General features: G+C 71.1%; 11 protein-coding genes. 6 read left to right on the top strand and 5 right to left on the bottom strand.

All coding sequences use genetic code 11. The features are described 5' to 3' along the window. The first annotated feature begins 1 nt into the window (after position 1). Positions 2-1,189, top strand: a complete 1,188-nt coding sequence (gene ubiM, locus AC1PME_RS12845) for a 5-demethoxyubiquinol-8 5-hydroxylase UbiM (RefSeq protein WP_481096065.1) — start codon at positions 2-4, stop codon at positions 1,187-1,189. 199 nt (positions 1,190-1,388) lie between these two features. Here ubiM and AC1PME_RS12840 read toward each other — a convergent pair whose 3' ends face one another. After that, positions 1,389-1,712: a hypothetical protein gene (locus tag AC1PME_RS12840; RefSeq protein WP_481096064.1), complete on the bottom strand. Its 324-nt coding sequence runs from the start codon at positions 1,710-1,712 to the stop codon at positions 1,389-1,391. Positions 1,713-1,779: 67 nt separating this feature from the next. After that, complete coding sequence (locus tag AC1PME_RS12835) at positions 1,780-2,001, bottom strand: RNA-binding S4 domain-containing protein (protein ID WP_307551112.1); 222 nt, start codon at positions 1,999-2,001, stop codon at positions 1,780-1,782. Between the two features lie 265 nt (positions 2,002-2,266). Here AC1PME_RS12835 and AC1PME_RS12830 point away from each other — a divergent pair, with 265 nt between their 5' ends. From AC1PME_RS12830 to AC1PME_RS12820, 3 genes are all read left to right on the top strand, one after another. After that, positions 2,267-4,234: a DEAD/DEAH box helicase gene (locus AC1PME_RS12830; protein WP_481096063.1), complete on the top strand. Its 1,968-nt coding sequence runs from the start codon at positions 2,267-2,269 to the stop codon at positions 4,232-4,234. A gap of 147 nt (positions 4,235-4,381) precedes the next feature. Beyond that, complete coding sequence (locus AC1PME_RS12825) at positions 4,382-5,101, top strand: pseudouridine synthase (RefSeq protein WP_254458378.1); 720 nt, start codon at positions 4,382-4,384, stop codon at positions 5,099-5,101. Between the two features lie 133 nt (positions 5,102-5,234). Beyond that, positions 5,235-6,302: a GGDEF domain-containing protein gene (locus AC1PME_RS12820; protein WP_254458377.1), complete on the top strand. Its 1,068-nt coding sequence runs from the start codon at positions 5,235-5,237 to the stop codon at positions 6,300-6,302. 162 nt (positions 6,303-6,464) lie between these two features. Here the strand turns inward: AC1PME_RS12820 and AC1PME_RS12815 are convergent, their stop codons facing one another. The 3 genes from AC1PME_RS12815 to AC1PME_RS12805 all read right to left on the bottom strand — a co-directional run bounded on the left by AC1PME_RS12815 (position 6,465) and on the right by AC1PME_RS12805 (position 9,480). Beyond that, positions 6,465-7,412, bottom strand: coding sequence for a DMT family transporter (locus AC1PME_RS12815; protein WP_254458376.1), 948 nt, complete (start codon positions 7,410-7,412; stop codon positions 6,465-6,467). A gap of 53 nt (positions 7,413-7,465) precedes the next feature. Continuing rightward, positions 7,466-8,440: a 2-keto-3-deoxygluconate permease gene (locus tag AC1PME_RS12810; RefSeq protein ID WP_254458375.1), complete on the bottom strand. Its 975-nt coding sequence runs from the start codon at positions 8,438-8,440 to the stop codon at positions 7,466-7,468. A 200-nt stretch (positions 8,441-8,640) separates the two neighbouring features. Further along, positions 8,641-9,480: a DUF72 domain-containing protein gene (locus AC1PME_RS12805; RefSeq protein ID WP_254458374.1), complete on the bottom strand. Its 840-nt coding sequence runs from the start codon at positions 9,478-9,480 to the stop codon at positions 8,641-8,643. Positions 9,481-9,872: 392 nt separating this feature from the next. Between AC1PME_RS12805 and AC1PME_RS12800 the strand changes: the two genes are divergently transcribed. Then, positions 9,873-11,450 carry a serine hydrolase gene (locus AC1PME_RS12800; protein ID WP_481098115.1) on the top strand — a complete coding sequence of 526 codons (1,578 nt, stop codon included), beginning with the start codon at positions 9,873-9,875 and terminating at the stop codon, positions 11,448-11,450. 261 nt (positions 11,451-11,711) lie between these two features. Next, positions 11,712-13,541, top strand: a complete 1,830-nt coding sequence (locus tag AC1PME_RS12795; RefSeq protein WP_481096062.1) for an ABC transporter ATP-binding protein — start codon at positions 11,712-11,714, stop codon at positions 13,539-13,541. The last annotated feature ends 9 nt before the right edge of the window (positions 13,542-13,550 follow it).

The raw sequence follows: 13,550 nt of genomic DNA, 5'->3' as shown, positions 1-13,550 counted from the left end.
CATGCAAGTGGATATCGCCATCGTCGGGGCCGGCCCTGCCGGCCTGTGCTTCGCCCGCTCATTGGCCGGCAGCGGCCTGTCGCTGGCGCTGATCGAGCCGCAGCCGCGCGCGGCGTTGGCCGAGGCCGCCTTCGACGGCCGCGAGATCGCCCTGACCCATGCCTCGCGCGCGCTGCTGGAGCGGCTGGACCTGTGGGCGCGGATCGACCCGCAGGCGATCGCGCCGCTGCGCGATGCGCGGGTGATGAACGGCTCCTCGCCGTTCGCGCTGACCTTCGCGGCAGGCGAGGGCGGCCGCGGCGATCTCGGCTGGCTGGTGCCCAATCACCTGATCCGCCGCGCCGCGTTCGCCGCGGTGCAGGACCAGCCCGGCCTGCGCCTGCTCGACGGCGTCTCGGTGCAGGCGCTGCGCCGCGACGCGCGCCAGGCGCAGCTGCAGCTCTCCGACGGGCGCAGCGTGACGGCGCGCCTGGTGGTGGCGGCCGACAGCCGCTTCTCCAGCACCCGGCGCATGAGCGGGATCGGCGCGCAGCTCCGCGATTTCGGCCGCACCATGGTGGTGTGCCGGGTGCGCCACGCACGTCCGCACCATCAGACCGCCTGGGAGTGGTTCGGTTACGGCCGGACCATGGCCCTGCTGCCGTTGCACGGCAACGAGGCCTCGGCGGTGCTGACCCTGCCGCCGGAGCGCGCGCAGGCGCTGCTGGAGATGGACGAGGCGGCGCTGGGGGCGGAGATCGGCGCCTGCTTCGAGCATCGCCTGGGCGCGATGACGCCGCTGCTGCGGCCGCAGGCGTATCCGCTGGTGGCGGTGTACGCGCAGCGCTTCGTCGCCGAGCGCTATGCGTTGATCGGCGACGCCGCGGTCGGCATGCATCCGGTGACCGCGCATGGGTTCAACTTCGGCCTGCAGAGCCAGGCGCGGCTGGCGCGCGCGCTGCACGACGCGGTCGCGCGCGGTGGCGACATCGCCGCGCCGGCCTTGCTGGCCGGCTACCAGCGCGGGCACCGCCTGGCCACGCGGCCGCTGTACGAGGCGACCAATGCGATCGCCGCGCTGTACACCGACGACCGCCTGCCGGCGCGGGCCCTGCGCGGTGCAGCGCTGCGCGTGGCCGACCGGGTCGCGCCGTTCAAGCGGGCGATCGCGGCGCACCTGACCCAGCGGGTGGCGGCGGTGGCGCGCTGAGGACAGGCGCGCGGCGAGAGGAGGAACGCGTCGGCGCATGCGATGCGGCCTGCGGCGGGACGGTTGTCGCCAGGGCCGAGCCCGTTGTGCGCGTTCCTGTGGGAGCGGCTTCAGCCGCGACGGGCTTCAACGGGAACGCCTGTCGCGGCTGAAGCCGCTCCTACGCACAACTACGACGAGCAGCCTGGGCCCAGCAACCTCAGGTCGCACGCCGTTGCGCCGCAACGGCGACGCGCTGGGCGAGGGCGCCTTGCAGGTCGCCGGAGCGCTGCGCCGCGTCGATCGGGGCGATGGCCCATGCGCAGCCGGCATGGCGCAGATGCTGGCGCCAGTCGCCGGGCCAGGCTTCCAGTTCGTCCAGCGCCAGGTGGATGGAGCCGCCGCGCTCGGCATGTCCGCCGCGGATGGACTGGCCCAGGCAGAACGGCCGCGCCGCGTCGGGATCGAGGTGCGCCGTGTACACGTCGTGGTGCGGATCCTCCGCGGATGGCGCGATGTTGCGGATGCCGAGCGCGATCAGCATCGCCCGGCGACTCGCGGTGCACGGCGCAGCCGGCCGGCGCGTGGCGGGGCGGCTGCGCCGGCGGCGGTCATGCCTTGCCGAGCACCTGCACCTGCACCTCGCCCAACTGCACCACCTGGCCCGCGCGGACCTTGCAGGCCTTGCGCAGTTCGACCTCGCCGTCCACGCGCACCTGGCCTTCGCTGATCACGGCCTTGGCCGCGCCGCCGCTGTCGCACAGGCCGGTCAGTTTCAACAGGTGCTTGAGTTCCACGTAGTCGCTTTCTAGCTGGAGATCGATGGTCTGCATTGGGGGGCTTTTCGGAAATCGGCGCCCATTGTCGGTCATTCGCGGGCAAAACGCCCGCCATGTTGCGCGCCGCGCGCTGTCCTCGGCGCGGCGGGCTGCTGCGCCGGGCCTCCCGCGGCCGGCCGCCAGCGCCCGCATCCGGCAGTGCGGAGCGGGTCACGCCTGAACGGTGTCGTTCACCTGCTTTCGACATGCGGCCCGGCAGGGCGCACAATAGGGGCTTCTTTGCGCCTGCCGGTTCTCTGCGGCGCCCCCGGAGTCTCCCATGTCCCAAGATACCCCCGCGCCGCTGCTGTTCGCAGATCTCGGCCTCTCCCCTGCTGTGATGAAGGCGGTCGCCGACGTCGGCTACGAGTCGCCGTCGCCGATCCAGGCCGCCACCATCCCGGCGTTGCTGACCGGCCGCGACCTGCTCGGCCAGGCGCAGACCGGCACCGGCAAGACCGCCGCGTTCGCGCTGCCGATCCTGTCGCGGCTGGATTTCGACCAGCGCAAGCCGCAGGCGCTGGTGCTGGCGCCGACCCGCGAACTGGCGATCCAGGTGGCCGAGGCGTTCCACCGCTACGCCGCGGCGATCCCCGGCTTCCAGGTGCTGCCGGTGTACGGCGGCCAGCCCTACGTGCAGCAGCTGTCGGCGCTCAAGCGCGGCGTGCACGTGGTGGTGGGGACCCCGGGGCGGGTGATCGACCATCTGGACCGCGGCACCCTGGACCTGTCCGAGCTGAAGACGCTGGTGCTCGACGAAGCCGACGAAATGCTGCGCATGGGCTTCATCGACGACGTCGAGGCGGTGCTGAAGAAGCTGCCGGACTCGCGCCAGGTGGCGCTGTTCTCGGCGACCATGCCGTCGGCGATCAAGCGCATCGCGCAGACCTATCTGAACGACCCGGCCGAGGTGATCATCGCCTCCAAGACCACCACCTCGGCCAACATCCGCCAGCGCTACTGGGCGGTGAGCGGGCTGCACAAGCTCGACGCGCTGACCCGGATCCTGGAGGTCGAGCCGTTCGACGCGATGATCATCTTCGCCCGCACCAAGGCCGGCACCGACGAACTGGCGCAGAAGCTGCAGGCGCGCGGCCTGGCCGCGGCGGCGATCAACGGCGACATCCAGCAGGCGCAGCGCGAGCGGGTGATCCAGCAGCTCAAGGACGGCAAGCTCGACATCCTGGTCGCCACCGACGTGGCCGCGCGCGGCCTGGACGTGGAGCGGATCAGCCACGTGCTGAACTACGACATCCCCTACGACACCGAAAGCTATGTGCACCGCATCGGCCGCACCGGCCGTGCCGGGCGCAGCGGCGAGGCGATCCTGTTCGTCAGCCCGCGCGAGCGCGGCATGCTGCGCGCGATCGAGCGCGCCACCCGCCAGCCGATCGAGGAAATGCAGCTGCCGAGCGTGGACGCGGTCAACGACCAGCGCGTGAGCCGCTTCATGGAGAAGATCAGCGAGACCATCGCCGCTGGCGGCATCGACATGTACCGCGACCTGCTGCAGAAGTTCGAGGCCGAGAAGAACGTGCCGATGGTGGAAGTGGCCGCGGCGCTGGCGCGCCTGCTGCAGGGCGATACGCCGCTACTGCTGGCCCCGGATCGTCCGCGTCCGCCGCAGGGCGAACGCTTCGAGCGCCGCGAGCGGCCCGAACGCAGCGAGCGTGGCGAGCGCCCGGAGCGCCCCCGTTTCGAGCCGAAGTTCGAGCGCGAGGCGCGTGCGCCGCGCCGCGACGACGGCGAGCGCCCGGCGCGTCCGGCGCCGGCCGCGCGTGGCGAGGATTTCGACTACCACCGCGACGTCGGCAGCTTCGAGGCGCCGCGCCGCGACAAGGCGCCGAAAGCGCCGCGCGGCGCGCCGGAAGTGGGCATGGAGACCTACCGCATCGAGGTCGGCCACCAGCACGGGGTCAAGCCGGCCAACATCGTCGGCGCGATCGCCAACGAAGCCGGGCTGGAAAGCAAGTACATCGGCCGCATCGACATCCATGACGACCACTCGGTCCTGGACCTGCCGGCGGACATGCCGCGCGAGCTGCTGACGCACCTGAAGAAGGTCTGGGTCTCCGGCCAGCAACTGCAGATGCGCAAGCTCGAGGGCGACGATGCCGGCAGCGCGCCGTTCAAGCCGAAGTTCGCCCGTACCAGCAAGCCCGGCGGCAAGCCCAACGCCGCCGGCCCGCGCCCGGCCGGCCGCTTCGCCGCCGACCGCCCGCCGCGCAAGGGGCCGCCGAAGCGCTGAGAAGCTGGGAATAGGGAGGAGGGAATCGGGAATGGGGGGGGCGTCCCCGCTGCCGCTCCCTGCCTTCCTTCCCGAAGCTGACCATTGCCCCAGGCGGCAGTCGCCCGCTGTTGCCATTCCCCATTCCCGATTCCCCACTCCCAGCCCATGTCCACCCGCCTCAACAAGCACATCGCCGAGACCGGCTTTTGCTCGCGCCGCGAGGCCGATCGGCTGATCGCCGCGCGCCGCGTCACCGTCAACGGCATGCCCGGCGGGGTCGGGTCGGTGGTGGGCGAGGGCGACGAAGTCAAGGTCGATGGGCAGCCGCTGCGCGCGCGCGCCAAGGCCAAGAGCGGCCGCCGCCACGTCTACATCGCGCTGAACAAGCCGGTCGGGGTGACCTGCACCACCGAGAGCCAGGTCAAGGGCAACATCGTCGACTTCGTCGGCCACGAGCAGCGCATCTTCCCGATCGGGCGCCTGGACAAGGAGTCCGAGGGGCTGATCCTGATGACCAGCAACGGCGACATCGTCAACGAGATCCTGCGCGCGGAGAACCGCCACCAGAAGGAATACCTGGTGGCGGTGAACAAGCCGGTCACCGACGAATTCCTGCGCGGCATGGCGCGCGGCGTGCGCGTGCACGACCAGATGACGCTGCCGTGCCGCACCGCGCGGATCGCCAAGTTCGGCTTCCGCATCGTGCTGGAGCAGGGCCTCAACCGGCAGATCCGGCTGATGGCCGCCGCGTTCGACTACCGCGTCACCCAACTGCGCCGCGTGCGCATCGACAACATCAAGCTCGGCGCGCTGAAGCCGGGCCAGTGGCGCAATCTCACCGAGCAGGAGCTGCACGGCCTGCTGCCGCAGCGCCAGGAGTGGTAACCGCGTCGCAGTGTCGGCGGCCGGCCGCCGCCGCGCGGCCCGATTGCGCAGACAAGACGCCCGCCAGGGCTGGCGTCCGCTGCGGATTGGGCGATACTGCGCAACGCCAACCGTCGCTTCCGCCGGGTACTCCGTGATCAAGCCTCGCAAGCCCGACAACGAAGCCGCACGCCTGCAGGCGCTGCATGCGTTGCAGATTCTCGATACCGAACCGGAAGCGTCCTACGACGATCTGGTCGACATCGCCGCCAAGCTGTGCGGTACGCCTTCGGCGCTGATCTCGCTGGTCGACGACGAGCGCCAATGGCTCAAGGCGCAGCGCAACGTATGCCTGTTGAGCACCGCGCGCGACGAGTCGTTCTGCGGGCACACGATTCTGACTCCGGAACAGGTCATGGTGGTCGCCGACGCCACCGCCGATGCGCGTTTCCAGCACAATCCGCTGGTCACCGAAGGCGGGGTGCGGTTCTACGCGGGCGCGCCGCTGCTGACCCGCGACGGCCTGCCGGTCGGCACCGTGTGCGTGCTCGACAATCAGCCGCGCACCCTGCTGCCGGCGCAGCTGGAGGCGCTGCAGGCGCTGTCGCGGCAGGTGATGCAGCTGATCGAGCTGCGCCGCACCAGCCATGCGCTGGCGCTGCAACTGCGCGAGCGCGCCTGGTACGAGCAGCAGTTGCTGCAGTACCAGGATTCGCTGGAATCGCTCAACGCCGAACTGCTGGAGCAGGCGCGCACCGATCCGCTGACCGGCCTGCTCAACCGCCGTGCCTTCGCCACCGCGTTGATGGTCCACGCCGAGGCGGCGCAACTGGTCGCCGCGCCGCTCAGCGTGGCGATCCTGGATCCGGACTACTTCAAGAGCGTCAACGACCTGCACGGCCACGACAAGGGCGACGAGGTGCTGCTGGCGCTGGCCGACATGCTGCGTACGCGGATGGCGCCGGACAGCGTGGTGGCGCGCTACGGCGGCGAGGAGTTCGCGCTGTTGTTGACGGGGCTGGACGCGGCGCAGGCGGTGCGCCTGTGCGAGCGCCTGCGCCACGACGTCAGCCTGCTGCAGCTCGGCGTGCGGCTCACCGCCAGCATCGGCGTGGCGACCCTGCAGCCGCGCGAGAGCGCCGAGCAACTGCTCAAGCGCGCCGACCAGGGCCTGTACCAGGCCAAGCGCGCCGGCCGCGATTGCGTGTCGCTGGCGGCCTGAGTCGTTGCCAAGGGCGCGCGCCTGCGGAAGCGAGCGCGATCCCCCGCCGTCATGGGGCGCGGCTGAAGCCGCTCCTGCGATGGCCTTTGCCTGTGGCAGCCCCGCGGCTCAAGGCGAATCCCCAATCGCGAATCCCCACTCCCGGCGGGAGCGCGCCAGCGCTCACTCCACCGCGTTCTTCGCTTCGCAGGTCGCCAGCAGCTCCGGGTGCTGGAGCGGACGCGCGCGGGTCAGCAGCGGATGCAGGAACACCGCGCCCAGGATCACCGCCACGCCGAGGTAGAACAGCCCGGTGAGCTGGCGCTGCTCGTCCAGCAGCACGATCGCGAACACGATCGCGTAGACCGGTTCCAGGTTGGTGACCAGTTGCACCGCGTAGGCGCTGAGCCGGCGCAGCGCGACCAGGGCCAGGGCGAACGGCAGCAGCGTGCACAGCAGCGCCAGCGCGAGCAGCAGCGCGGTGTCGTGCAGGCTGGGCAGCACCAGCAACGGCCCGCTCAGGGCCGGCAGCACGAACGGCAGCAACGGCGCCAGCGCGGTCAGGGTCAGGGTGCCGGCACCCAGTTCCAGTGCGGTCACGGTCAGCGGATCGGCGTGGTCGACCAGGCGCTTGTTGAGCGAGCCGAACGCCGCCACCAGCAGCGCCGACACCGCACCGACCGCCACGCCGGCGCGCATCCCGTGCGGCACCCCGCCGACCACCAGGGCCACGCCCGGCAACACCGCCAGGCCGAAGGCCAGTTCGCTGGGGCGGAACGGCCGTTTCGCCACCCAGGGTTCGATCACCGCGGTGAACACCGGCGCCAGTGCGATGCAGGTCGCCGCGACCGAGGCGTTGGCCAGCTTGATCGCGCCGTAGAAGGTCAGCCAGTGCAGGCCGACCAGGGCACCGACCACCGCGTAGCCGAGCGCCAGTTTCGGCGTCAGCGCCGCCAGCCCGCGCCACACTCTTGGCAGCAGGGCCAGCGCGGCCACCACCATCAGCATCCGCCACCACACCAGCGGCAGCGCGGGCAGGGTGATCAGCTTGCCGAGGATCGCGGTGATCCCCCACAGCAGGACGCAGAAATGGATTTGCAGCTGGGCTTTGGTGGTGGGGGGCATCGGCATCCGCGTATTGTCGCGCAAACCGTCGCGCGGCGGTCGGATGCCGGGACGCGCGGTCAGGCGTGCGGTGCGGATGGCGACGCGGCCCGCGCCATCCTGCGCGCATAGGCGGCGGTCAGCGGCGGCACCAGCAGGGCCGTGACCACCACGGACGTCGCCACCAGTGCGGTCGCGGCGGGCGCGGCGGCCTGGAACTGCGGCGCCACCGCCGCCACCAGTGCCGGCGTGGCCACCGCCGCGCCGGCGGTGCTGGAGGCGGCCAGGCCGGCGCTGCCGTTGCCGCCGGCCAGCCAGCGATCGGCCAGCAGCAGCGGGATCCCGGTCGCGACGATCACCAGCAGGCCCAGTGCGACCCCAGCCACGCCGGCGTGGGCGACCATGCGCAGGTCCAGGGTGTTGCCCAGGGCGAAGGCGAAGAACGGAATCAGCGCCGGCACCGCGCGCGCGAACAGCGCGCGCAGCGCCGGGTCCAGGTTGCCGAGCGCGAAACCGGCCAGCAGCGGCAGCACCGCGCCGAGCAGCAACCGCGGTTCGAAGTGGGCGACGCCGGCACTGCCGAGGATCAGCATGGTCACCAGCGGTCCGGATTCCAGCGACATCAGCGCCATCGCGCCGGCCTCGCCGTGGCGGCCGTACTGCTGCATCAGCGCGGCGAACAGGCCGGCATTGGTCATGTCCATCGCCGCCACCAGCGCCAACACCGACAGGCCGCTCCAGATGCCGGAGACGATGCCGCCCGGCGGCAGCAGGCGCGCGGCGATCACCGCACTCAGCCACGCCACCGCGATCTTGGTCAGCACCAGCACGCCGGAGGCGCGCAGCACGCGGCCGCCGCTGCGCAGCCGGATCGAGGCGCCCAGGCAGAAGCACCACACCGCCAGGATCGGCACCAGCCCGCCGATCAGGCCCTGGGTGAACGAGCCGAACCAGGCGCCGGCCTGCGGCCACAGGGTGTGGCAGAGGGCGCCGAGCAGCAGCGGCGCCAGCATCATGCCGCCGGGAAGACGTTCGAGCGTGCGCTTGATCCGCATCGAGGGGCTCCGTATGTGGGGGCGCGGCCGGCGGCCGCGGACCGGCGATGGTGCCGGACGGGCGGTGTTGTACCGCGGCGCGGCGACGGCCGGGTGTCGCCGGCACCGCGCGGTCGATGCCCGGTTCAGCGTCTTGCGGCCACTGCGTTCAGCGTCGCGATTGCGCTGTGCCGGGCGTCGCGTGCGTGCGGCCGAGCGCGTCACGCCTGGGCGGCGGACCCCAGGAGCTTCAGCAGGGCCATCGCCGCGGCGGGATTGCGTTCCTTGGCGGCGCTGATGAAGTAGACGAAGACCTCGCGCGGCGTGGCGGCGGCCACCGTCGCATCGGCATGCGGCAGTTCCTGCAGGTCTTCGCCGCGGCGCCAGGCCTGGGCGCGCGCGGCCCAGGCCTGCAGCGCCTTGGGCGGGTAGCCATGGGCGACGTCGGCGCGGCTACGCATCAGCCGCGCGTAGACGAAGTCGGCGCCCAGGTCGGCGAAGGAAGGGAACTCGGGGGAATCGGTGAACACCGTGGCCACGCCGTGCCGGCGGGTCAGTTGCAGCAGGGCCGGGCCGACGCAGGCCGGATCGCGCACTTCCAGCACGTGGCGCAGCCGGCGTCCGTCGATCGCGCGCGGCAGCAGGTCCAGGAACGCGGCCAGCTCGTCCAGGTCCAGGCGATGGCCGTGCTCGAACTGCCACAGCAGCGGGCCGAGGCGGTCGCCGAGGCTGGCGATGCCGCCGACGAAGTCCTCGATCTGCGGGCCGGCGCCGGCCAGTCGCCGCAGCGCGGTGATGCGCTTGGGCGCCTTGGCCGAGAACAGGAAGCCCGGCGGTGTCTCGTCGCGCCAGCGCGCATAGGTCTGCGGCTTCTGCGCGCCGTAGTAGGTGCCGTTGATCTCGATGCTGGTGACGTGGCGGCTGGCGTATTCCAGTTCGCGACGCTGCACCAGGCCCTGCGGATAGAAGGCGCCGCCGCGCCACGGCGCATAGGTCCAGCCGCCGATGCCGACGCGGATGCCGTCCGGCGCGGCCGGGGCGGAGTCGAAGAGGTCGTTCATGCGGGCGTGTCCGGCTGCAGGCGGGGGGCGATTGTGCCGCAGCGCGGCGTTGCCGGGTGTCGTCGCGGGAATCGCGCGCTTGCGGGGCCACGGGCGGTGCGCGGCCGCGGTGCGTTCGCGACGTGCGCGATGCCGGCACGCGCGCGCGGAGGGTGGGGCGCCGCGGAGTCGTGCTGGCCGCGTCTTGCGAGCCGGACCGCCAGCGCCGGCGCCCACCGGGACCGCAGCCGGCAGCGCGCGGCAGCGCCGCGACGCAGCGTGGCTCCGCCGCAACGGGCCCGGCAGGCTCTACACTCGCCGAGTACGCGCGCGGCGGCGTGCGGCCTTGGTTTCCCTCTTCAGGAGCGATGCAGTTGAAGAACATTTCGATGGGCTGCGGCCTGTTGCTGGCGATGAGCGCCACCGTGCAGGCGCAGGCGCCTGTCCCCGCCGCGGCTCCCGCGCCGGCCCCGGCCGCGTTGCCGCCGGGGCTGCAGGATTTGGACGCGCAGGTGGAGCGTGTGCGCAAGCAGTTCGATGTGCCCGGCATCGCCATCGCCATCGTCCAGGACGGCAAGGTGGTGCTGGAGCGCGGCTACGGCGTGCGCGAACTCGGCAAGCCGGAACCGGTGGACGCGCAGACCCTGTTCGCCATCGCCTCCAACACCAAGGCCTTCACCTCCGCGGCGCTGTCGATCCTGGCCGACGAAGGCAAGCTCAAGCTCGAGGACCGGGTGGTGGACCACCTGCCGTGGTTCCAGATGTCCGACGCCTACGTCACCCGCGAGATGCGCGTGCGCGACCTGCTCAGCCATCGCAGCGGCCTGAGCCTGGGGGCGGGCGACCTGCTGTTCTGGCCGGCCACCAGTTACAGCAACGAAGAAGTGGTGCGGCGCCTGGCGCACGTGCCGCTGAAGGGTGGCTTCCGCGACCGCTACGCCTACGACAACATCCTGTACGCGGTGGCGCAGAAGCTGATCGAGCAGGTTTCCGGGCAGAGCTACGCCGACTTCGTGCGCCAGCGCATCTTCGTGCCGGTGGGCATGACCGGCGCGCGCATCAACAGCGACCACCTGCAGCCGGGCGACGAGGCCGCGGTCGGCCACGCCAAGTTCGACTTCCGCGCGCTGCGCACGGTGGCGCCACTGACCTGGTCCAACAATTCCGGCGCCGGCGGCATCTACGCCAACGTGCACGACATGGCCAAGTGGATGCAGGTGCAGCTCGACGGCGGGCGCCTGCCGTCGGCCGACGGCCAGGAACGTCAGCTGTTCAGCGCGCAGCGCCAGCAGGAGATGTGGCAGATGATCACGCCGATCGCCGTGTCCGAGCCGAGCGTGCCGGAACTGCTGCCGGCCAAGCCGAACTTCGCCGGCTACGGCGAGGGCTGGAGCCTGAGCGACTACCGTGGCGCCAAGCTGGTCTGGCACACCGGCGGCTGGCCGGGCATGGTCTCGCGGCTGACCCTGGTGCCGGAGCGCAAGCTGGGCGTGATCGTGCTGACCAACCAGGAAGTCGGCGCCGCGTTCAACGCGATCACCCTGCGGGTGCTCGACGCCTACCTGGGCGCGCCGGCGACCGACTGGACCGCCGCCTACGCCAAGGCCGTGGCCAAGGCCGACGCCAACGCCGACGAGGACTGGGCCAAGCACGTGGCCGCGCGTGATGCGAAGTCCACCCCGTCGCTGCCGCTGTCCGGCTACGCCGGCACCTACCGCGACCCGTGGTACGGCGACGTGGTGCTGCGCCAGCAGGGCAAGCACCTGGAACTGCAGTTCAGCAAGACCGCGCAACTGGTCGGCACCCTGGAGCACTGGCAGCACGACACCTTCATCGTGCGCTGGCGCGACCGCTCGCTCAACGCCGACGCCTTCGTCAATTTTGCGCTGACGCCCGACGGCAAGGTGCGCGAGGCGCGCATGCAGGCGATCTCGCCCTTGACCGATTTCAGCTTCGATTTCCAGGATTTGCTGCTGACGCCGGTGGAGTGACTGCTGGGAATCGGGAATAGGGAATGGGGAATAGGGACTGGTAGGAGCGATGCGCATGGGAAGCCGCTGTCGCGAACCCCCACTCCCCACTCCCCAATCCCGGCCCTACCGCGTTGCGGCTGAAGCCGCTCCTGCAAGGGGAAACGATGCGCACAGGCAGCCGCTTTTGCGATTCCCCATTCCCCACTCCCCATTCACAGCGTCACGAAGCATGACGCCGAATACGCTACCCTGACGCCCCTTTTCAAGCGTGGCGTGGCGATGTTCCGCTGGTTCGAGTCCCTGGTCGAGGTCTTCCCGAAGGTCGAGACGCAGATGCCGCCGCGCGGGGTGGTGCGCTTCTATCTGCACTATCTGCGCCCGCTGTGGCCGCTGCTGCTGGCCACGCTGCTGGCCGGTCTGGCGCTGGCACTGGTGGAAGTGGCGATGTTCGACTTCCTCGGCCGCATCGTCGACATGGTCGCCGAGCAGCCGGGGCCGGACTTCTTCCAGCGCCATGCCGGCGAACTGCTGTGGATGGCGTTCGTCGTGCTGCTGGCGCGGCCGCTGTTCGTGGCCCTGCACAACCTGCTGGTGAACCAGGCCATCGTGCCCGGCCTGAGCAACCGTGCGCGCTGGCTGATGCACAACTACGTGGTGCGGCAGAGCCTGGGGTTCTTCCAGAACGACTTCGCCGGACGCATCGCCAACCGGGTGATGCAGACCGGCACCTCGCTGCGCGAGTCGGCGGTGCAGATGGTCGATGCGCTCTGGTACATCGTCGTCTATACCGGCAGCGCGCTGTACCTGTTCGCGCAGGCCGATCCCTGGCTGATGGCGCCGCTGCTGGTCTGGGTGCTGGTCTACGTGGGGCTGATGGTCTATTTCGTGCCGCGGATGAAGCAGCGCGCCTGGATCGCCTCGGACGCGCGCTCCAAGGCGATGGGCCGCATCGTCGACGGCTACACCAACATCGCCACGCTCAAGCTGTTCTCGCACGCCGGGCGTGAGCAGGCCTACGTGCGCGAGGCGATCGACGAACTGGCGGTCAAGCACCGCGGGCAGACCCGCATGACCACGGCGATGGACAGCGCCATTGCCATCATCAACGGCTTCCTGATCGCGGTGACCTGCGGGCTGGCGCTGTGGCTGTGGAGCCGTGGCCAGATCAGCGTGGGCGCGATCACCCTGGCCACCGGCCTGGTGATCCGCATCCACAACATGTCCGGCTGGATCATGTGGACGGTCAACGGCATCTTCGAGGACATCGGCGCGGTGCAGGACGGCATGGAGACCATCGCGCAGCCGGCGCAGGTGCAGGACCGCGCCGACGCGGTGCCGCTGCGGGTGCAGCGCGGCGAGGTGCGCTTCGAGCACATCCACTTCCACTACGGCAAGCGCGGCGGGGTCATCGCCGGGCTCGACCTGCAGGTGCGCGCGGGCGAGAAGATCGGCCTGGTCGGGCCCTCCGGCGCCGGCAAGTCGACCCTGGTCAACGTGCTGCTGCGGCTGTACGACCTGGAGCAGGGCCGCATCCTGATCGACGGCCAGGACATCGCCGGAGTCACCCAGGAGAGCCTGCGCCAGCAGATCGGCCTGGTCACCCAGGACACCTCGCTGCTGCACCGTTCGATCCGCGACAACCTGCTGTACGGCCGTCCCGACGCCAGCGAGGCGCAGCTGCGCGCGGCGGTGGCCAAGGCACGTGCCGACGAGTTCATCGAGCAACTGCAGGACGGTGAGGGCCAGCGCGGCTACGACGCGCAGGTCGGCGAGCGCGGGGTCAAGCTGTCCGGCGGCCAGCGCCAGCGCATCGCCATCGCCCGCGTGCTGCTCAAGGACGCGCCGATCCTGATCCTGGACGAAGCCACCTCGGCGCTGGATTCGGAAGTGGAAGCGGCGATCCAGGACAGCCTGGACGAGTTGATGGCCGGCAAGACGGTGATCGCGATCGCCCACCGGCTCTCGACCATCGCGCGAATGGACCGGCTGGTGGTGATGGACCGCGGTGCCATCGTCGAGACCGGCACCCATGCCGAACTGGTCGCCCGCGGCGGCCTGTACGCGCGGCTGTGGGCGCGCCAGACCGGCGGTTTCGTCGCGGCCGAGTAGGGGGCCCAA

The organism is Xanthomonas sp. NCPPB 901 (assembly GCF_056725085.1).
This window is presented reverse-complemented; position numbering and strand designations above follow the sequence as displayed.